17 protein-coding genes are annotated in these 21,123 nt (G+C 46.3%); 8 read left to right on the top strand and 9 right to left on the bottom strand.

Features of this window, described 5'->3' with window-relative positions:
* The first annotated feature begins 347 nt into the window (after positions 1 to 347).
* Positions 348 to 644: a hypothetical protein gene (locus Q0369_RS04870; RefSeq protein ID WP_298096743.1), complete on the top strand. Its 297-nt coding sequence runs from the start codon at positions 348 to 350 to the stop codon at positions 642 to 644.
* A 110-nt stretch (positions 645 to 754) separates the two neighbouring features.
* The gene (locus Q0369_RS04865) at positions 755 to 994 is read left to right on the top strand and encodes a hypothetical protein (RefSeq protein ID WP_298096739.1); all 240 of its coding nucleotides are present in this window, start codon (positions 755 to 757) and stop codon (positions 992 to 994) included.
* A 1,513-nt stretch (positions 995 to 2,507) separates the two neighbouring features.
* Here the strand turns inward: Q0369_RS04865 and Q0369_RS04860 are convergent.
* From Q0369_RS04860 to Q0369_RS04835, 6 genes are all read right to left on the bottom strand, one after another.
* Positions 2,508 to 3,035, bottom strand: coding sequence for an NAD(P)H-dependent oxidoreductase (locus Q0369_RS04860; protein WP_298096736.1), 528 nt, complete (start codon positions 3,033 to 3,035; stop codon positions 2,508 to 2,510).
* A 283-nt stretch (positions 3,036 to 3,318) separates the two neighbouring features.
* Positions 3,319 to 4,662, bottom strand: a complete 1,344-nt coding sequence (locus Q0369_RS04855) for an anaerobic C4-dicarboxylate transporter (RefSeq protein WP_291936921.1) — start codon at positions 4,660 to 4,662, stop codon at positions 3,319 to 3,321.
* A gap of 286 nt (positions 4,663 to 4,948) precedes the next feature.
* Positions 4,949 to 6,355 (bottom strand): aspartate ammonia-lyase, encoded by a 1,407-nt coding sequence (locus Q0369_RS04850; protein ID WP_005870686.1) that lies wholly within the window; start codon positions 6,353 to 6,355, stop codon positions 4,949 to 4,951.
* Between the two features lie 315 nt (positions 6,356 to 6,670).
* Entirely contained in the window at positions 6,671 to 7,270 is a 600-nt protein-coding gene (locus Q0369_RS04845; protein WP_297941808.1) for a DedA family protein, read from the bottom strand.
* A 234-nt stretch (positions 7,271 to 7,504) separates the two neighbouring features.
* Complete coding sequence (locus tag Q0369_RS04840; RefSeq protein ID WP_005870679.1) at positions 7,505 to 8,329, bottom strand: peptidyl-prolyl cis-trans isomerase; 825 nt, start codon at positions 8,327 to 8,329, stop codon at positions 7,505 to 7,507.
* A gap of 115 nt (positions 8,330 to 8,444) precedes the next feature.
* Positions 8,445 to 9,221 carry a MetQ/NlpA family ABC transporter substrate-binding protein gene (locus Q0369_RS04835; RefSeq protein ID WP_005870677.1) on the bottom strand — a complete coding sequence of 259 codons (777 nt, stop codon included), beginning with the start codon at positions 9,219 to 9,221 and terminating at the stop codon, positions 8,445 to 8,447.
* Positions 9,222 to 9,454: 233 nt separating this feature from the next.
* Here Q0369_RS04835 and Q0369_RS04830 point away from each other — a divergent pair, with 233 nt between their 5' ends.
* From Q0369_RS04830 to Q0369_RS04805, 6 genes are all read left to right on the top strand, one after another.
* Complete coding sequence (locus tag Q0369_RS04830; RefSeq protein ID WP_298096731.1) at positions 9,455 to 12,106, top strand: valine--tRNA ligase; 2,652 nt, start codon at positions 9,455 to 9,457, stop codon at positions 12,104 to 12,106.
* A 246-nt stretch (positions 12,107 to 12,352) separates the two neighbouring features.
* The gene (locus Q0369_RS04825; protein ID WP_298096727.1) at positions 12,353 to 13,339 is read left to right on the top strand and encodes a diaminopimelate dehydrogenase; all 987 of its coding nucleotides are present in this window, start codon (positions 12,353 to 12,355) and stop codon (positions 13,337 to 13,339) included.
* A gap of 43 nt (positions 13,340 to 13,382) precedes the next feature.
* The gene (locus Q0369_RS04820; RefSeq protein WP_298096723.1) at positions 13,383 to 14,372 is read left to right on the top strand and encodes a methionine ABC transporter ATP-binding protein; all 990 of its coding nucleotides are present in this window, start codon (positions 13,383 to 13,385) and stop codon (positions 14,370 to 14,372) included.
* Between the two features lie 433 nt (positions 14,373 to 14,805).
* Positions 14,806 to 15,039, top strand: a complete 234-nt coding sequence (locus tag Q0369_RS04815; protein WP_291936948.1) for a hypothetical protein — start codon at positions 14,806 to 14,808, stop codon at positions 15,037 to 15,039.
* Positions 15,039 to 15,701: a response regulator transcription factor gene (locus Q0369_RS04810; protein WP_298096720.1), complete on the top strand. Its 663-nt coding sequence runs from the start codon at positions 15,039 to 15,041 to the stop codon at positions 15,699 to 15,701. Before Q0369_RS04815 ends, Q0369_RS04810 begins: the two co-directional genes overlap by 1 nt.
* On the top strand, positions 15,694 to 16,866 hold the full coding sequence (locus Q0369_RS04805; protein WP_298096717.1) for a HAMP domain-containing sensor histidine kinase: 1,173 nt from the start codon (positions 15,694 to 15,696) through the stop codon (positions 16,864 to 16,866). The genes Q0369_RS04810 and Q0369_RS04805 overlap by 8 nt, the downstream gene beginning before the upstream one ends.
* A 204-nt stretch (positions 16,867 to 17,070) precedes the next feature.
* On the opposite strand, the gene Q0369_RS04800 is transcribed toward Q0369_RS04805, so the two are convergent.
* The 3 genes from Q0369_RS04800 to pta all read right to left on the bottom strand — a co-directional run bounded on the left by Q0369_RS04800 (position 17,071) and on the right by pta (position 21,044).
* Positions 17,071 to 17,694 carry a hypothetical protein gene (locus tag Q0369_RS04800; RefSeq protein WP_298096714.1) on the bottom strand — a complete coding sequence of 208 codons (624 nt, stop codon included), beginning with the start codon at positions 17,692 to 17,694 and terminating at the stop codon, positions 17,071 to 17,073.
* Between the two features lie 519 nt (positions 17,695 to 18,213).
* Positions 18,214 to 19,446 carry an acetate kinase gene (locus Q0369_RS04795; RefSeq protein WP_298063249.1) on the bottom strand — a complete coding sequence of 411 codons (1,233 nt, stop codon included), beginning with the start codon at positions 19,444 to 19,446 and terminating at the stop codon, positions 18,214 to 18,216.
* Positions 19,446 to 21,044: a phosphate acetyltransferase gene (gene pta, locus Q0369_RS04790; RefSeq protein ID WP_298096710.1), complete on the bottom strand. Its 1,599-nt coding sequence runs from the start codon at positions 21,042 to 21,044 to the stop codon at positions 19,446 to 19,448. The genes Q0369_RS04795 and pta overlap by 1 nt, the downstream gene beginning before the upstream one ends.
* Between the last annotated feature and the right edge of the window lie 79 nt (positions 21,045 to 21,123).

Genomic DNA, 21,123 nt, shown 5'->3' with positions numbered 1-21,123 from the left:
GCGTGATCTATCAGGGCTGGAGCCTGGACGCCGCGCGCAGCGAGATGATAGACGGTGGATACGGCTTTCACCCCATGTGGCAAGATATCGCAGGCTTTTTGACGCCGCAAAACGAAGCGTTCGTAAGAGCCGAGCTTGGAATTTAGACGAAATTTCGCCCGCCCGATCAGACGGCGTGAAATTTGCATTCGACTTTTAACGACGCTATAAACCAAATTTGATGACGATATCGCCGATATATCCGAAGTGAGATAAATAATTTTTAAGAAGCCTTAAAGCTATAAAACTTAAAAATTTATCCGAAACAAAGTAAAATTCGAGCGGCAAATTTAGAAAAAGGAGCGATCGTGGAAAATTTATTACTAGCGCAACTACGCGAGGCGCTACCGCAGGGTATGCGCGTGCCGAGCGAGACCCAGGCGCTTTATGCGTGGATCGAAGCAAACGGCTTTTATGACGACGCGGGCGGGCGCAGACGCGGCTATCTCTACCCGCAAGATCGGCTGCAGCAGAGCTGGAGCGACGATGAGCGCGAGGGCGGTACGGACATCGTATTTTTCACGGATGAGCCGAAAAATCGCGACGAGGGGCTAAGGTATTGGTTTTACGGCGAGGATCGCGAGCTTGCCGCCGAGATCAAGTAGCGGCTTTGCGTGTTCGCAGGCAGCGGCTCGGAGGGCTCGATGTGCGCGCTGTGGCTGGATGATGCGGGCGAGACTAGACCCCGCACATGGGCTCCGGCTCGGGCCCAACAATGACCTGCGTTTTGGCTCATAGCGGGCTTGATTTTTTGCGATTGCTTGCGATCGGATACGATGAGATCTGCTGGGATGAGGATTTTAGCACGCCGCCAAACAGCGAGGAGGACGATTTTATAGTGCATCCAAACGTGAAATTTCAGCAGTGGGTAACACAGACGTTCAAAACGACGATACCGCAGACCGCGCTTGAGCTCGTCACTCCCGCGCATCTAGACGACGAACCCGAGCGATGAGTTTTTGATCTGGGTAAATCGCGTCGCAGAGTGAAATTTAAAGCGGCTTTTGCGCCGTTTAATGAAGTATTGCGGGGTTTGCTTTTGCTGGAAACCTTGAAATTTAAGCTTTTGCTGGCTAATTTAAAAAGCGTAAATTTAATGGGTATCTTTTGATTAAAATTTTAATGGTAGCGGTATCCATTTGGAAAAGCATTAATCATCTATTACTGCTTTTGCTACTCTTAAAAATTTTAATAAATCTGCCTGATAGAATTTAACTCTTTGCAGTGTGGCGGTAGAATTTTGCTGCTATTTGAAATAAGACGCGATAGAAAAGTTGGCACGTTTTTAAGAATCCAAATAAATTTAGCTAAATTCTGCGCGGATGGGTTATATCAAAGCATGGAAATTCTGTCGGTTTATTAGCAAAGAACTGATTGAGACTAAATTCTAAAGCAAAAAAACAAGGCTAAAAGCTTTTCGGTAGTTTTGGTGATAGGTTGTCTTTAAGTGTCGTATCAGAAAAATTGTGACTGTAGCGACGCAGGCAGCGCACGCAGAGCGAAAAAAATGGCGTGAGCATCTGTATCGGCGTAGCGCTTTTAGGCTTCGTATCAAAGATCACATCCAAACGATCCTGCTGTCAAATATCTGCATAAATTACGGCGGATTTTTATCGAGGGTATGGGGGCGAGCTACAAGGCATATCCAGCGAATACGTCTTTGCAACTAGCTGCGCGCAGGCATTTAAAAGACGGAAAGTAAAAGCGAACAAGTTAAAATCTGAAAGCATTAATAGGCGCGCAATAGGCAAATTGCGCTCAGTGGCGAAGTGAGCGCAAACTTTTTGGCAGCTTTGAGCTGTTTGCACGCGCGTAGGGTGGCAGGCGCTACTTTACTTTAAATCTCTTTTTGGATCTTAGGTTTGCGCGCACAGAGCAGCAAGCACTAAGCAGCTCGGCGCGGAGGTATCGTATTTTGCACCGCTTTCGCAGTAACTCTCCTTGATACCTGCCAGCTGACGCACTTTCTAGCAAGATGGGTGATTGTTGTTTTGACATTGATGAGGATGAGCTTGGCGGACTCATGACAGCATATACAGCTCAGTAGCGGTAAACGCGTAGTTCGCAGCGTTTTATGAATTTAGCGGAGGGTTTGAGCCGGGTGGGCATGCATAGTTTTTTAGCGCCTTGTGGAAATTTAGGACGAGTATTATTGCGAGGGGGTGCAAATTTTTAGGTAAAATTTTATGCTCATTGATTTTTTATATGGCTGCACTAAAGCATGCTCTATACGGAAAAATTTCGTATAAATTTTTAACGTAAACTTTGCCCATTTATGGGGAGAGGAGAAGGGAATAAAATTTTACGATCAAAAGGATGGGAGATTATGTCAGCAGGCTGCGTGTGCAACGCAAAAATAGCGATCCAGGAAGCGTGCCAAGCAGTGCAGATGAAACGAGACGATCTTCATCCGCCACTTTTTAAAATAAAATTTCGCGACTAAAAAAGCGATTTTGCCTTTGTAAATTTTAAAATTTTGCTAAAAATTCTTCGTATTTTTCTGCACTTTTTGCGATATATTCGCTATCTGGATGAAATGAAAATCCATAGCCAAAGTGGCACGGCAGCAGCTTGGCACCTGTAAAATTCATCGCGCATTTAAAAGGCGTGATAACTTCCTCTATGTCAAATCCGATCGTGCCGTCTTTTTTATAGTTGTTTCGCTCGTCGCCGATAGTGATCGCTAGGGCGAATTCTTTGCCTTTCAGCTTGTCACCGGTGCTGCCGTAAGCCCAGCCGTAGGCGAATACATCGTCGAACCATTGCTTTAAAAGCGGCGGATAGCTGTACCAATAAAGTGGAAACTGAATGATAATTTTATCGTGGCTTAAAAGTAACTCCTGCTCGCGCGCAACATCGATTTTGCCGTTCGGATAAGCGGCGTAAATTTCGTGAATATCAAATTTATCCGCTTGCTTTTTGGCTACCTCGCGCCACGCCTTGTTTGCGTGCGAGCTTGCCATATCGGGATGAGCGATGATGATGAGATTTTTCATATTTTATCCTTGTTTTAAATTTCTTACATTATATGTTTTTTGGCTGAAATTTTGATTTATCATCTAGCATAATATGGGTATGAAATTTCAAATAAAATTTTACTTCCACTCAAATACTACCGGAAGACTTGTAGTTTTTTGCATGCGATTAGAAGTTAAATTTATAAGCAAATATGGCAGACCCCAAAATCGATAGAATTTTATCTATTAGATTGTATTAAAAATTTTAAATGGTATGAAAAATGCGCCGAAAAATTCGGCGCAAATGAAAGGAATACTAATCTTAGATTAGCGCAGGAGCTACTAAAAATCCTAGAGCGACCGAAAGCGCAACCATAATGGTTCCCGGAAGGAAGAATGAGTGGTTAAATACAAATTTACCGACTCTAGTCGTTCCGGTATCGTCCATGGCGATCGCGCCGAGCGTCGTAGGATAGGTAGGGAGCACGAACAAGCCCGAAACGGCTGCGAACGATGCGACCAAGATCCAAATTTGACCGGAATTTTCAGGGCTAGTCATTCCAAGCGCAGCGGCGACGGCAGGCATCATAACCTTTGTGGTCGCAGCTTGTGAGTATAGCAAGCAGCTTAGGAAGTATAGCGCGACAGCTAGTACGAAAGGATACTGCGTAACGACGTTTTTAGCTACCTCTTTGATACTGTCAATATGTCCGTTAACAAAAGTGGTACCGAGCCATGCTATACCGATGACGCAGATGCACGCATTCATACCGCTTTGGAAGGTGCTGGTAGAGAGCAGTTTGCCCGTATCAATCTTGCATAAAACAGCGATAAGAAAGCCGATAGTTAGCATAAAGCTGATGATCGCGCTATCTCTTGAAAGGATCGGTTTTTCTACCAAGCCGACGCTCTTTGAGATCGCAAGCGCATAGCAAACGACGATCAAAACACCGACGGCAAATATCGCAACCGATCTTTTCGCGTAAGGCTTCGGCTCTTTATACTCCTCGGCTTTGATCTCTGCTACAAGACCTTTTGAAAGTCTCTCTTTGTAAACAGGGTCTTTTGAAAGATCGAGATCGTAGAATTTATTTACGATGAAAGCCGTAATGATCATAGCTACGAAGGTAGTAGAGATGCAGATAAACAAAAGCTTAGGATAGCTAACGCCTAGCTTCTCGCACAGACCGCTCATAGCGACGAACGCCGCCGAAATAGGGCTCGCAGTGATCGCTACCTGAGACGAAACGACCGAAAGCGCAAGAGGAGCGGAAGGCTTGATGTTCTGCGTCTTTGCGACCTCTACGATAACAGGGATCATAGAAAACGCAGTATGTCCGGTGCCCGCAAGTATCGTAAGTAGATAGGTAACGATAGGCGCTAGGAAGTTGATCTGCTTAGGATTTTTCCTTAAAATTTTAGATGCTACCTGAACCAAATAATCAAGTCCGCCTGCGACTTGCAGCGCCGTAATCGCGGAGATTACCGATGCGATAATTAGGATAACGTCAATCGGGATATCCTTCATATCGACCTTCATACCCAAAATGGCTAGGACGACAACGCCCAAGCCGCCTGCATAACCGACGCCCATGCCGCCTAGCTTAACGCCTAGGTAGATGCCGCCGAGCAACACGATAAATTGCAATATCACCATAAAGTCCATTGCAAAACTCCTTATAAAGTAATTTTTTTAACGGCGCGCAGAATTCTAAAGATTTCAGCAGGTAAAATCCGAATTATCTTTATAATTCAGTGGTCGGAATTCTATGCGGAATTTTATCCTAAAATTTCGCAAGTGGAATTTTACTCCACGGAAGCTAAATCTAACTTGATGAAATTCTGCATCTACGGAATTCTGCACGATCAATTTTATCTATTTAGAATTCTACTTTGCGGAATTTCGCCTATTAAATTAACCGACGAAATTCCGCGCCGCACCTAGTTTGGAACTATTTTTTGCTCATATGTGGGTTGAGCATAGATTTAGGCTCTAGGATCTTATCGATCTCCTCTTTTTTCAAATATCCGCGCTCTAAGCAGATTTCGCCGACGGATTTTCCAGTCTGAAGCGCCTCTTTGGCGATACTTGCGGATTTTTCGTAACCGATATATGGATTGAATGCAGTAACGATACCAACGGAATTTAGCACCGATTTTAGGCAAGCTTCAGGGTTTGCTTTTAGATGTTTGATAGCTTTTTCAGCTAGTGTATTCATCGCATTTTCCAAAAGCACAATCGAGTTAAATAACGCATATGCGATGCCAGGCTCAAATGCATTTAGCTCAAATTCTCCGCGCTCGGAGCAAAGCATGATAGTTACGTCGTTGCCGATTACCTCATAGCAAGCCTCGCCTACAACCTCAGCGATGACTGGGTTTACTTTGCCCGGCATGATGGAGCTGCCCGGTTGCATCTTAGGAAGCTCGATTTCGCCTAGACCGCATCTAGGACCGGAGTTCATAAGACGTAGGTCGTTTGCGATTTTACTTAGGCGGACGGCTGCTGTTTTTAACGCGCCGCTAACGTGGACGAAGTCCGCAGTGTCTTGTGTGGCGGCGATGAAGTCCTCTGCGGCTTTAAATTTAACGCCGGTGATCTCGCCCAGTTTTTTCTCGACTACGTTTTTGTAATCAGGGTGGCAGTTGATGCCCGTACCAATCGCCGTAGCGCCCATATTTAGGTAAGTCATCGACTCTCTAGCAGCTTTGATAAGTGCGATATCGGTTTTGATGTAGGTAGCAAAAGCATTGAAAGTGTTTCCAAGAGTAGTAGGAACGGCGTCCTCAAGCTCCGTCCTTCCCATTTTGATGACATCTTTGTATTCTTTGGCTTTAACTTCAAGCTCTTTTTTCAAATTTTCCATAGCTTTTAATAAGTCGGTTAGCTTGGCGTAAGCGGCGACTTTGATCGAGCTAGGATAGGTATCGTTGGTGCTTTGACCCAAATTTGTGTGATCGTTTGGATGGAGGTATTGGTATTCGCCTTTTTTATGTCCCATGCTCTCCAAAGCTATATTGGTAATGACCTCGTTGGTATTCATATTCGTTGAAGTTCCAGCGCCACCTTGGATCATATCGACTACGAATTGATCTCTGAACTCTCCTGCGATGAGCCTATCGCAAGCTTTTGCAATCGCATCGGCTTTTTGTGCGTCTAGGACTCCGACCTCTTTATTGGCTAGTGCAGCTGCTTTTTTGATTTGTGCAAATGCCTTGATAAAAAATGGATAGTCTTTGAGCGCTCGTCCGCTTAGGTGGAAGTTCTCTAGTGCCCTAAATGTTTGCACACCGTAGTAAAAATCGTCGGAAATTTCTAATTCACCGATGAAATCGTGTTCTTTTCTGGTCTTTGCCATAATAAGTCCTTTCGTTGAAATTGTTAATGGAATTTTAAAGCTTTTAGTATTAAAAGCAGCTTAAAACGTAACGAAAAATTAAAATTTAGAAATTAGTATGATTGTTTAAGGCTTTAAATAGAATTTTACTTAAAAAATATTTTAGAATTCGCTACTAAGGCATAATTACACTTTAATAGAAATATCGTATTGCACGCAGATTATGAAAGTGAAATTATAAAAATTCTTGTTTAGCTTAAATTATAATTTGAAAAATTTGAACTTAAAGGCGATAAAATGGAATTTTTCATTGTATTTGTATTTACTGGCGTGAAACTATTTTTTGCGTTTTATAAAATAAACATATAGAAGCGAGATTATAATGACGACGGCGAACAGAGCGATCGTAATTAGATGCAGATCTTGCTTGATTAGCTCCTCGTTTTCGCCGATGAAATATCCCAAGCTCATTAGTATTAGTGTCCAAATCGCAGCTCCAAGCCCGGTAAATAGCACGAAGCGCGCGACATTCATCTTTGCAAGCCCCGCAGGAAGGCTGATGTATTGACGGATGCCAGGGATTAGGCGGCAGTTAAACGTTGAAATTTCGCCATGGCGGTTAAAAAACGCTTCGAATTTTGCAAATTTCTCCTCGGTGATGCCTACGTATTTGCCGTATTTAGCGATAATCTTACGTCCAAAAAAGTAGCATAGATAGTAATTAAACAGCGCGCCGGTGATGCTGCCGCCAAGCCCACAAACAAATGCTAGAGCAAAGCTCATCTGTGATTTTGAGGCCAGATAGCCTGCAGGGATCATCACTACTTCACTTGGGAAAGGAAAGAAGCTACTTTCTAAAAACATCATCACAAAAATGCCAAGGTATCCCCAACCTGCGACAAATTCTACGATAAAATTTACGATATCAGAAAGCATTTGAATTCCTTGATTTAATGTAAAAAACCGGCTGCGCTTAAAATTCCGCAAAATTTAACATCGGCAGAGCGAATAAGTTTAGAATTTAACAATCCGGCGATACAAGAGTGATCTTAAAATTTCACAAAATTTAGCGCATATAAAACAAAGGCTCGGGCCAAAATTTATCCCTGCAAGTTACTGCCGCAGAGAACTTGCATATAAATTTAATAGCCTCGCGCCTTAAAATTAAAACTATTTTGCGTATTCGATGTTTAGTTTGCCGAATAGCTCATTAGCCTTGTCATCGATTTTTTTGTTTACTTTGCTTGGAAGTAGCTGATTTTTGATGAGATCTTTTACCTTTTCAAACGGCATAGTCTCAGCCTTTTTGCTGCTTTCTTTGTAGATTACATGATATCCGAATTGTGTCTTTACCGGCGTTTTGCTCATCTCACCATCTTTTAGCGCAAACGCCGCTTTTTCAAACTCCGGCACCATCATCCCTTTGCCAAAAGAGCCCAAATCGCCACCGTTTTCTTTCGCACTTGGATCGATTGAAATTTCTTTGGCTAGCTTATTAAATTCCTCTTTTAAATTCTCTTTTTTGACTTTTGATAGCTTCGCAATCGCGTTTTTAGCAGCCTTTTCGTCTGCTACTAAGATATGACTTGCGGTAACGGAATCTGGTTGCATGAAATTCTGTTTATTTTCATCATAAATTTTTTTAGCTTCCTCGTCGCTGACGCTTACGTCTTTAGCCTGTTCGCGTTGCCATAGATTAAATGCGATGCCATCTTTAGCAAGCTCTAGCTGATGCTTATATTCGTCGCTGTTTTCAATGCCTGATTTTTTCGCCTCTGCGATTAGAAGTTTGTATTTGATTAGATCGTCGATTAGTTTTTTCTTCTCATCGGCGGTCGGTTCCTGTCCGCCGTGCTGCATGCCTTGAGCTAAAAACGGTGCGACATCCTCATCCGTAATAGTGATATTTGCGTCTTTTGCAGTAGCCAAAACGCCTGCATTAAGCGAAGATATAGCCATAGCGGCAACAAAGCTGAAAGATAAAATTCTTTTCATTATTTTTCCTTTATTCGGTAAATTTCGCGCAATTATAAAAAAAGATAGTAAATAAAATAGCCAATACCAGCAAATTCGGCGCGAATCGTACGCCGAATTTTAAAAAGAGGAGGAGTTAAAACGACGGGATGATTGCGCCTTTATATTGCGTCTCGATAAACTTTTTCACTTTCTCGCTTTGAATCGCTTTATCTAGCGCTTTGATTTTAGGGCTGTTTTCGTTGCCTTCTTTAACGCTGATGACATTTGTATAAGGATTGCCCTCAGCCTTTTCTAAAAATAGCGAATCCTTGATTGGGTTTAAATTTGCGTTAAAGGCAAAATTTGAGTTTATAACCGCAATATCGACATCGCCCAGGGTGCGTGGAAGCGCGGCGCCTTCAAGCTCTAAAATTTCTAAATTTTTAGGGTTTTTCGTGACATCTAACGGCGTGCGAAGCTTGGCGTTTTGATCAACTTCGATGAGCCCTGCGGCTACGAGCAGATCGAGAGCGCGGCTTTCGTTGGTCGGATCGTTCGGCACGGCAACTTTGGCACCGTTTTTAAGATCTTTTAAATTTTTAATCTTATGGCTGTAGATGCCCATCGGCTCTAGGTGCACGCCCACGGTCGCTTTTAATTTTGTGCCTTTATTAGCGTTAAATTCCTCCATATACGGCACATGTTGGAAAAATCCGGCATCCACGTCGCCGCTATCGGTAGCGAGGTTTGGGGTTACGTAGTCGTTAAAAACCTTGACCTCAAGATCGTAGCCTTGGGCTTTTAGATCGGGTTTGATCTGCTCTAAAATTTCGGCATGCGGTATCGGAGTAGCGGCGACCACGATTTTTTCGGCAAGAGCGAAGCTGACGACGCTGGCGCTAAGAAGCGAAGCGAGAAGAAATTTCTTCATATTTAATCCTTTTGGTTAAAATTTCGCGGTATTATAGCAGGTAGAATTTTTAATGTCAAGTGTTTTTATATGATTTTTTAAAATTTTCTCTAAAATATTCTAAAATTCGATATTTATATATATATTTAAATACTACATTTTATTGTATAATGCAGAATTGGCACGCTTTAATGAGCGCTTTACATAAATTCCGCTAAAATCGCAAAATTTAAAATTTTAAAAAAGGGCTGAAAATGGCAGATTTTTACGACGCGAAAGCCGTAGAGGAGAGCTTTTATAAAATTTGGGAGCAGCGCGGTTATTTCGAGATCGACGGCAATAAAGATATCCAGCAAAAAGGCAAAAACTTTTGCATTATGCTACCGCCGCCGAATGTTACCGGAGTGCTTCATATCGGGCACTCGCTCACTTATACGTTGCAAGACATAATGACGCGGTACAAGCGAATGGACGGTTACAAAACGCTGTGGCAGCCGGGGTTAGACCATGCAGGCATTGCGACGCAAAATGTCGTCGAGCGCGAGCTTTTGGCGCAAGGGATCAAAAAAGAAGAGATAGGGCGCGAGGAGTTTTTAAAGCACGTTTGGCACTGGAAGGAGCAAAGCGGCGGGCAGATCGTAAAACAGATGAAGCGTCTTGGCGTCACGCCTGCGTGGAGCAGACAGCGCTTCACGATGGATGAGGGGCTCAAAAATGCCGTTCGCAAAGCCTTCGTAAACCTATACGACGCGGGGCTCATCGTGCGCGGAAACTATATGGTAAACTGGTGCACGCACGACGGCGCGCTAAGCGACGTGGAGGTCGAGCACAAGGAGAACAAGGGCAAGCTTTATCATTTGCGCTACTACTTTGCGGGCGGACAAAATTCAAACTCTTGCAAAGATTCGCGCGAGACGAGCCGTAACTACATAGTCGTGGCTACTACGCGCCCTGAAACCTACTTCGGCGACACCGCCGTAATGGTAAATCCCGCGGACGAACGCTATAAAAATTTGATCGGCAAAAAAGTCGTGCTGCCGCTAATCGGCCGCGAGATAGAGATCATCGCTGACGAATACGTCGATATGAGCTTCGGAACGGGCGCCGTGAAGGTCACGCCGGCGCACGATACCAACGACTACGAGGTCGGCAAGCGCCACGAGCTGGGCTTTATCACGGTATTTGACGAAAAAGGAATTTTAAATGAGCAGTGCGGTAAATTTCAAGGCTTAGAGCGGCTTGCCGCGCGCGATCAGATCGTAGCAGAGCTTGATAGGTTGGGCTTTATCGAAAAAATCGAGGACTACGAAAATCAGGTCGGCTACTGCTACCGCTGCAAAAACGTCGTCGAGCCGTACATCTCGCAGCAGTGGTTCGTGCGCGCAGATATCGCAAAAGAGGCGATCTCTAAGGTAAATTCCGGTGAGGCGGAATTTTTCCCGAAGCACTGGATCAATAGCTTCAACGCCTGGATGCGCGAGCTGAAGGACTGGTGTATCAGCCGCCAGCTGTGGTGGGGGCATAGAATTCCCGTGTTTTACTGCGACTGCGGCCATCAGTGGGCGGATGAGCGCGAGAGCCCCGATGCCTGCCCGAAATGCGGCGGTAAAAATTTTACTCAAGATCCCGACGTGCTCGATACTTGGTTTTCAAGCGGTCTTTGGCCGATCAGCACGCTTGGCTGGGGCAACGGCGAGGCGCTGAAAAACGAGAAGTGGTTTGAGGAGGATTTGAGCGAATTTTATCCGAATACCATGCTGATTACGGGCTTTGACATTTTGTTTTTCTGGGTCGCGCGCATGATGTTTCAGTGCCAAAACGCCATGGGCGAGCTGCCGTTTCGCGACATCTACCTGCATGCCTTAGTTAAGGACAAAGATGGCAAAAAGATGAGCAAATCGAGCAAAAACGTAGTCGATCCGCTGCTAAAAATAGATGAATTTAGCGCCGATATTTTGCGCTTTACGCTTACGATTTTGTGCGTGCAGGGACGCGATCTGCGCCTTAGCGACGATAAGCTTTTGATTTACCGAAATTTTACGAATAAGCTTTATAACGCGAGCAAATTTTTGCTTTTAAACGCTTCTAAATTCGACGATTTAGACGCAGCGCGGATCAAAACGAGCCTCGGCAAATATATGCTTTCGCGCTTTAACTGCTGCGTAAATTCCGTGCGCGAGAGCCTAGATACTTACCGCTTCAACGACGCTGCGACCGAGCTTTATAAGTTTTTTTGGGACGAGTTTTGCGACTGGGGCATCGAGCTTAGCAAGGCGGACAAGACCGCGATAGGCGAGCTGGGGATGATTTTTAAAGAAGCGATGAAGCTGCTTAGCCCATTTATGCCGTTTCTAAGCGAGTATCTGTATCAGGAGCTAAGCGGCACGAAGCTGCAAGACGCGCGCTCCATCATGGTGATGAGATACCCACATCCTGGCGAGCGCGACGAGCGGATCGAGGAGCTATTTTCGCTGCTAATCGAAGCTATCGTTAGCATTCGCCGCGCAAAGGCGACGATCGAGCTCGGCAATGCGCGCGTAGCCAAAGCCTACGTAAAATCCGCAGTCGATCTAAGCGCCGCCGCGGATTATATCAAAACGCTTGCCAAGGTAGATGAAGTGGAATTTACGCAGCAAAATATCGCAAATTCCGCCCGCGACGTAAGCGAGAGGCTAGAAACTTTCGTACCACTTGAGGGGGTCGATCTTAGCGGCGTGATTTCGCGCCTTAACGCGCAAAAAGCGAAGCTGCAAAAAGAGATCGAAAAGCTCTCAGGCATGCTAAATAACGAGAAATTCGTGGCCTCCGCCCCGCAGGCCGTAGTCGAAGCCAACCGCGAAGGGCTACAAAGCGCGCAGGAGAAATTCGCCAAAGTATGTGACGAGCTAAAGGCGTTTGGCGAGTAGTCCGCTAAGTTGAGCTTAAATTTTAAATTAAGGAGAAAAATATGTCAAAGGGTAGTATAGGTGGATTTACTTTAGGCACGGTCATAGCCGTTGCACTATCATGGGGAGTCAATAAAAGCATAATGTGGGCGATAATCCACGGATTTTTAAGTTGGTTATACGTGATTTATTATTTCCTACTGAGGTAAAATTTCATCGGCGGCGCGCTGTTTTACGCGCTAAATTTTAAAATTTGAAGGGTAAAAAATGAGCGAAAAAATAAAAATAGCGATTTTGGGATATGGAAATTTAGGTCGCGGCGTAGAGCTTGCCGCGCGAAATAGCAAGGATTTGCAGCTTTCGGCAGTTTTTAGCCGCAGAAATCCAAGCGAAGTAAAAACATGCGGCGCTCCGGTATTTAGCGCGGATGAAATTTTATCGCACAAGGGCAAATTTGACGTTTTGGTGCTTTGCGGCGGTAGCGCGACCGATCTGCCGACTCAGACGCCAGAATTTGCGCGGAGCTTTAACGTCGTAGATAGCTTCGATACACATGCAAAAATCCCGGAGCACTTCGCCGCGGTAGACGCCGCAGCTAAAAAAGGTGGAAACGTAGGTATCATCGCCGTTGGTTGGGATCCTGGGCTGTTTTCGCTAAGCCGTCTATTTGGCGAGAGCGTGCTGCAAAACGGCAGTAGCTACACATTTTGGGGTAAAGGCGTGAGCCAGGGCCACTCCGACGCTATCCGCAGGATTGATGGCGTCGTGGATGCGCGCCAATACACGGTGCCGATAGATAGCGCCTTGAAGCGAGTCCGCGCGGGCGAAAATCCGAGTCTTAGCACGCGCGAAAAACACCTGCGTGAGTGCTACGTCGTGGCCGAAGAGGGCGCCGATAAAGCGCGTATCGAGCGCGAGATAAAAACGATGCCGAATTACTTCGCCGACTACGACACGAGCGTGCATTTCGTGGGTCTTGCAACGCTTAAAAAAGAGCACGGCGGCATCCCTCACGGAGGATTCGTCCTGCGAAGCGGAGCGACTGGCGAGCACGGCGAAAATAAACACTTGATCGAGTTTTCGCTAAAGCTTGACTCAAATCCCGAATTTACCGCAAGCGTGCTCGTGGCCTACGCCCGCGCGGCGTATCGCTTAGCGCAAAGAGGTGAGCGCGGCGCGTTTAGCGTGTTTGACATCGCTCCGGCGCTTCTTTCGCCAAAGAGCGCAGATGAGCTAAGGCGCGAAATTTTATAAATTTCGGAGGCGTTTTGGCGGAATTATAAACGAGGAATTTTGAGTGATAAAGATAGAGAATTTAAAGAAATTTTACGGCAAAACCTGCGTGATCGACGATGTGAGTCTGGAGGTAAAGCAGGGCGAAATTTTTGCCATCGTCGGCCGCAGCGGCGCGGGTAAAAGCACGCTGCTGCGCTGCATAAACGGGCTTGAGGACTATCAAGAAGGAAGCCTCAAGGTTGAGGGCAGGGAAGTAAGAGAGCTAAGCGCCGCTCAGATCCGTGAGCTGCGCAAAAATATCGGTATGATTTTTCAGCACTTTGCGCTGATGAGCCGCCGCACCGTCGCGCAAAACGTCGCCACGCCGTTAGCATTTTGGGGATATTCGAATGATCACACGAAGCGCCGCGTAGCCGAACTTTTGGAGCTCGTGGGGCTTGCGGATAAAGCAAATGCCTATCCTAGCGAGCTTAGCGGCGGACAGAAGCAGCGCGTGGCGATTGCGCGCGCGCTTGCATTAAGCCCTAAAATTTTGCTTTCTGACGAGGCGACTTCGGCGCTTGATCCCAACACCACCGCGCAAATTTTATCGCTTCTGCGCCGCATCAATCGCGAGCTGGGCATTACGATCGTGCTCGTCACGCATGAGATGGAGGTCGTAAAGGGTATCGCGCAGCGCGCGATCCTGCTTAAGGGCGGGCGCGTGAGCAACTCGGGCGATATCGTCTCGCTGTTTTTGCACCCGGATGAGAATATGAAGGAGTTTTTGGGCGAGGAGGAGGTGCTGCCCGCAAGCGGCGTGAATATCAGGCTCTTTTTCCCGCCCGCGGTTGCGTTTGACAGCGTGATCACGCATATGGCGCGCGCTTTGGAGATAAATTTTAACATCGTCTGGGGCAAGCTCGAGCGGCTTGATAAAAACGTCGTCGGAAGCCTCGTGATCAACGTAGAGCCCGCACACGTCGCGCGCGTGGAGGAATTTATCAAAAACGCGGGCGTGATCTATGAGATCGTAAGCGAGGATGAGATCAAAAGCTGCGCCGCGATCTAGGTACGATTTCGCGTCCTGTGCGCTTGCCACCGCACTAAATTTAAGGGCTTACGCGGCATAGCGAATTTAAAAGCTCACGTGAGGTCGCGGACTCAAAGGCTGACTCGGCGTTTTTGATTTGACGTGCGCGTCGTGGCATTATAAAATTTAATCAGTTTCGCCGGCGGTTTAAATTTCTATTTTGCCTCGATAAAATAAGCTCGGCAATGCGCTGTTGGCGTGCGCCCTCGCTAGCTTTGATTCGCGTTTAGAATTCGACTAGCCGTAGCGAGCGATTTAAATTTCAGAGATCGCGACCGACCGAGCGCATTTAAACCGCGCCGCGTTTGAAATTACAGGCGTTTAAATTTAAATTTGAATTTTTTTCGGAATTTCACACATACTTCACTTTTACGGAAGTATAATTCCGCTAATTTCTTTTAAGGAGTACGTAATGAAAAAACTTACTTTGTTTGCGCTTAGTGCGCTATTTGCTGGCACTTTTGCCGTAGCTGCCGACATGGGCATGAAAGATGAGATGAAGGACGCCAATACATCAATGCATAATGGTGCGAAAGAGATGAAGGGCGACATGAAAGATATGCACAAGGATGCTATGAAAGAGGGTAAACATATGAAGGATGAGATGAAAGGCGAAATGAAAAAAGAGATGAAAAAAGAGATGTAGTGAGTAAAATTTTACTCGTAGAGGACGATGAGACGCTTTGCGATCTCATCGGCGAATATCTAAAAGACGCGGGCTTTGACGTATGCGTTTGCAGCGACGCTCAAAGCGCCGCGGATCTTGCTTATGAACAAAAATTTGATCTTTTTATCTTTGACGTAAAAATCCCCAAAGGCGACGGATTCTCACTTTTAAAAGAGCTACGCAAGAGCGGCGATCGCACCCCTGCGATATTCGCCACGTCGCTAAATACGCTTGATGATCTTGAGGTTGGTTTTAAAAGCGGCTGCGATGATTATCTCAAAAAACCATACGAGCTAAAAGAGCTGTTGCTGCGCGTTAATTCGCTCATAAAGCGAAACTTCAGCCATAATTTTGATGATTTTGTAACTATTGACGACGAGTTTAAATTTTATTTTGCAAGCAAGGAGCTTCGCAGATCGGGCGTACCCGTCGCGCTTTCAAACAAAGAGCGCGAGCTGCTGGCGCTTTTTTTACAAAATAAAAATAGGCTTTTAAGCAAGGATGAAATTTTCTCTGCGATCTATGTTTTTAACGAAACGCCAAGCGAAGAAGCGCTACGAACTTATATCAAAAATCTACGCCGCGTCCTAGGCGAAGAGCACATCATAAACCGCCGCAACGCAGGGTATCTGTATGTCTGAAAAGACCGCTTTAACGCTTAAAATTCTATCTTTATATCTCATTTCAAGCGCGTTGTTTTTAGGATATTTTTTCAAGATAAATTACAGGATGAACGAAGCCGCGCTGCTTTCGCATAGGATAAAAGAGCTTAAAGAGATCAAAATGATGATCTATATGAAAGCGAGCATGGACGGGCTGGAATCGCTAGCGGACTTCGAGCGCGAAAAGGGCGTGAGTGCGTGTATATTTAAGCCAAACTCTGATGAAATTTACGGCTGCAGTGGCGAGCTCGGAGCGCTTGATAAAGCGAAGCTAAAGGCGGAATTTATAAGTGGCGGAAGGCTAGGAATTTATGAAAATCTGCAAAATATGGAGGAGCGAAACGCCTTTTCCAAGGCTAAAATCATTCTGCTTGGAAGTAGCGTGCAGGGCGAAATTTTAACGCTTCGTATCAAAACAGCAGCGATGATGATAGCGCTTTTGGGCGTGATATTAGCCGTGGCATTTTATCTGGTGCGGCTAGGCACCAAGCCGCTTTACGATAAGATTGACACGCTAAATCGCTTCATCAAGGATAGTACCCACGAGATTAATACTCCGCTTAGTATTATCTCCATGAGCGTCGAGACGATGCGGCACGCAGAGCTTGGAGAATACAATGCCAAGCGCGTCGCTAATATCGACCTTGCCGCTAAGACGCTTTCGCGCATCTACGAGGATCTCGTGTTTTTAACCTTCGGTATGAATAAGGAGGGCGAGATTAGCTCGATCGATCTAAAAAGCCTCGTCGCTTCGCGCTGCGAATACTTCGCGCCGTTTATTCAAAAGCGCAGACTAAGCCTTAAAACCGATCTTGCGGATGCGAGCATGAACGCAAACGTCTATGAAATTTCGCGCCTGATCGACAATCTGCTAAGCAACGCCGTAAAATACGCAAATGCAGGCGGCTACGTGGATGTGCGGCTAAGGCGCGGCGAGCTAGCGATCTCAAATAGCGGCGAGGGGATCGATAGGAAAAGGGGCGACGAAATTTTCAGGCGCTTTGCGCGCTTTAACTCAAGCGAGGGCGGCTTTGGAATCGGGCTTAGCATCGTAAGCGAGGTCTGCAAAAAATACTCCTTTTCTATCTCCTACGACAGCGTGCCGGGCGAGATAACGACCTTTCGCCTTACGTGGCGCGAATAAAATTTTAAAATTTAGTGAAATTTTAAAATTTAAAAGCGACCGCCTGCAGTTTAAATTTAATCGTCGTTTGGTCGCTTAAATTCCGCGCAAAAAGGCTCTAATTGCCGGAGCGTTTAAATTTAATCGCCCGCTCGCTGTGCGCTCGTAAAATGACCCTAAAAGTTATGGGTGCAGAATTTTATTCGTCCGCGATTTTATAAAATTTTAGCTTTTATTTCTCGATAGATATATCCAGTGGACTATATCGCTAAGCGAAATCACGACAAGCATACTCATAAACATCGAGGTGGCTGTGAAAAACGATATCCAGCCAAATAGGCTCTCTCTGCTCGCAAAAGTTGGAAACGTCCGCCCGCTGCCTACTCTGTGTGGGATGCCGTTTATGGCAAAATCGGCGTAGAAATAATTGTTTAATGCCCAGTAAGCAAAAGGTATAGCGAGCAATATCACAAATAGCTGCGTCTTGACGGCGGGAAGCTCTTTTTTGTATAAGAATGTGGCGATCGGACAATACGCGCAGCTTAGCGCGAAAGCCGTTAAAATAGGTACCCACATCGCTGCGACGTAAAATTCCGCAAGCTGCGTGTGCGGGCTTATTTTGCCGATTGCGGCGATGTTTGGAAAAAACTGCTTCATAAATTTAACGAAGTCCGCGCATGCCGCGCTTACGTCTAAAATATTTTCGGGTAGCACGAATACGCTAAGCGCCGTGATCGCAAACAGCGCAAAAACCGCCGCGTAAAGTCGCCCGAAAAATTTAGTAAATTTCGTATCGGGATATGGCTCCTCTTGCTCTTGCGCGCCTTGTGAATTTAGCAAATCGCTCATCGTTCGCTCCTTTAATAAAATTTGCACGTTAAAACCCGGCTTGCGCTAAATTTTAAAATTTTATGCCTTATCGTTCGGTAAAATTTCACGACGAGGACTTGCTTTGGAATTTTGCAGTCTAATTTGAAATAAAATTTATTAAATTTAACCAGCAAAGCTTTGTTTAAAAACAAAGCTTTGCCACCTCTAACGTGCAGTGGGGTAGGTGGGGGTTTGGGCGGCAGACCTGCTTGCGGTTGCTAGCCGAAGCAAAGTAAAAGGGAGCTTCGCAAGTATAGCCCCTTCCGCTCCGCCTCTTCCGAGCAAGAATTTAAGCCTTATCGGAAGCGACAAATAAAATTTAAACCCGCGCGTAGCGTAGCAATTTCTCGTATCGTCTTAGCCAGAAAGCCTCTAAAATAAAAGGCTCTTTCATTTAGCGTAGACTTGCAGCCAAGACCCAAAATTAATTGCCTAACAAAAAAGGCAGGTTGGCGTTGCTTGCTCGCAAAATAACCGCAGAACCTCACTAGATAGAATTTAAAATTCTGAGTATTTCTGATAGTCGATCTGCGCGGAGTTTTTGTTAATCGTATCGACCGTAGCTTCAGCGATCGCTAGCTCCTCGTTGGTAGGGATTACGAGCGTTTTGATTTTACTATCCGCCGCGCTTAAATTTCTAATCGAGCCGGTATTTTTGGCGTTTTTTGTCGCATCGATTTCGATGCCGATATGAGCGAGCTTCTCGCAGACATTTTGCCTAAAATGCGGCGCATTCTCGCCGATACCGCCGGTAAAGATCAAAGCGTCCACTCGCCCGAGCACGGCATAATACGCCCCGATCATCTTAACGACGCTGTACACCAGCATCTCAAACGCGAGCTTCGCGCGTGGCTCGCCGCCTTCCATCTTTTCATATACCTTTCGCAGATCGCTTGCACCGCAGATGCCCAAAAGTCCGCTTTTTTTGTTCATTATGACGTCCATATCCTGCGCGTTGTAGCCCGCGACGCGCTCGATGTATGGGATGATCGCAGGATCAATCGAGCCGCATCTGGTGCCCATGATGATCCCCTCAAGCGGCGTTAGCCCCATTGAGGTGTCGATGCATTTGCCGTTTTCTATGGCGCTCACGCTAGAGCCGTTGCCCAGATGTAGCGTAATGGCGTTGAAGTTTTCGTATTTTTTACGCAAAAATTTCGCTCCCATCGTCGAGACGAACCAATGCGACGTGCCGTGCGCGCCGTAGCGACGAACTTTGTATTTTTCGTAGAATTCATACGGCAGCGCGTACATATACGCATACGGTGGGATGCTTTGATGAAAGATCGTATCGAAAACTGCGACATTTGGAATTTTAGGAGCGATCTTTAGGCAGGATTTAATGCCCGCTAAATTTGCGGGATTGTGTAGCGGTGCAAGCGGCGCAAGCTCGGCTATTTTAGCCATTACATCCTCATCTATGAGCGCAGGAGCATCGAAATAATCCGCGCCCTGAACGATGCGGTGTCCGATGCCGCCTACTTGAGTTAGATCTTTGATTACTCCGCTTTGTTTTAAAAGATCAATCGCGATTGCGATCGCGGTTTCGTGATTTGGAATTTGCTCATTTTCAACCTTTATGCTTCGTCCGTTGGCGCAATTGATGCTTCCGCTTGCGTGCGTCGAGCCGATCTCCTCGATGAGCCCACTTGCGATGCAGGCGTGATTTAGCATATCGTGGAATTTAAATTTAACCGAGCTCGAGCCGGAATTTATGACTAGGATATCCATTAATTCCCTCCTGCTTGAATGGCGCTGATAAGTATCGTGTTTACGATATCGGCGACCTTGCAGCCGCGGCTTAGATCGTTTACCGGCTTTTTTAAGCCCTGTAAAATCGGTCCGATCGCCACGGCGCCTGCGGTGCGCTGCACGGCCTTATAACAGATATTTCCGCAGTTAAGATCGGGGAAGATAAATACGTTCGCGCGTCCTGCGACCGCGGAGCCGGGCATTTTTTTCTTAGCGACCGCTGCATCGACTGCGGCATCGAATTGCAGCGGCCCGTCGATTGTGAGATCAGGCGCCTTTTCACGCGCTTTTTGCGTTGCAGTTTTGATAAATTCTACGCTCTCTCCGCTGCCGCTATCGCCGCTGGAGTAGCTTAGCATCGCCACGCGCGGCTCAAGCCCGAACGCCTTTGCGGTCGCGGCGCTTGAAATCGCGATACCTGCCAGATACTCTGCGCTCGGGCTCGGCGCTACAGCGCAGTCGGCAAAAAGCAGAGACTGCGTATCCAGGCACATTATAAACGCGCCGCTAACGCTCGCAATACCCGGCTTTGTCTTGATGATCTGAAGCGCGGGGCGAATCGTCTCCGCAGTAGTCGTGCTGGCACCGCTTACCATCGCATCGGCTAGCCCTTCATACACGAGCATCGTGCCGAAGTAGGTGCGATCGCGCACTAAATCGCGCGCCTGCGCCTCGCTCATACCCTTTGCCTTGCGAAGCTCATAAAGATCGCGCGCAAATTTTTCCAAGCTCGCATCCGTCTGCGGATCTAAAATTTTAACGCCTGCTAGATCGAGACCTAGCTCGCTCACGTTTTTTTGCACTTCGTCTTGTCGCCCTAAAAGGATCAAATTTGCAGCGCCGCTTTGTTTTATAATCGCGGCCGCGCGCAGAATTCTCTCATCGTCGCTTTCTGGAAGCACGACGGTTTTAACGTTCGCACGAGCCTTTGCGTAGAGCTTGCTTTCAAATTTCAAAGGGGTTAGAATTTCACAGCGCGTGGAGTTTGCGGCGTCAGTGAAGTAGCTTTTGTCGGCAACGACTTTATCAAGCTCTATCGCGCCGCTTTGGCAAGCAGAATTTTCGTCGTGAAATTTTGCATCACTTTCGCAGGCGGAATTTTTACCGCAAAGCTCCGATTTTTTAGAATTTGCGCCGCTAGAGCTTGATCTGTCCGCAGCAAATAAAATTTTACCTTCATATACGCTGGCGAAATTCAGCGCTTTTGCTGCAGTGATCGAATACGTGCCGATGCGTGCGGTAATTTCGTTAGGATAAAATCCGCAAACGGGAATGTTTAGATCCTTGGCGATTTGTAAATTTAACTCGCGCATATCGGCTCCTGCTACGCCGCGAACCAGTACGAAATTGCACTGCTTTAGGATCTGTGCAAAGCGCTCGATCGCCGCCTTTCGCACGCGTTCCTCCTGCCCGTCCGCGAGCGCTCTTTCAAGCTCGCTTCCGCTAAAAAGGGCATTTTCTCCCGCAATGCAAAGTTGCAAAACGTTGTGAAAGCTCATGGATAAAATTTCGTCTAGTTTTTTTAGCTCGGATTCGTAGACGGCAGGCTCGTCGCATAGCAGCAAAATTCCGTTCATTGATCGGTCCTTTTAAATGAGATGGGCAATTGTAGCAAAATTTTGCTTGCGTGTTAATCAAAGATTTATCGTGAGGGTT

It is taken from the genome of uncultured Campylobacter sp. (assembly GCF_938030685.1).
GTDB lineage: Bacteria > Campylobacterota > Campylobacteria > Campylobacterales > Campylobacteraceae > Campylobacter_B.
The sequence above is the reverse complement of the archived record's forward strand: the minus strand, read 5'-3'. Positions and strand labels throughout refer to the sequence as shown.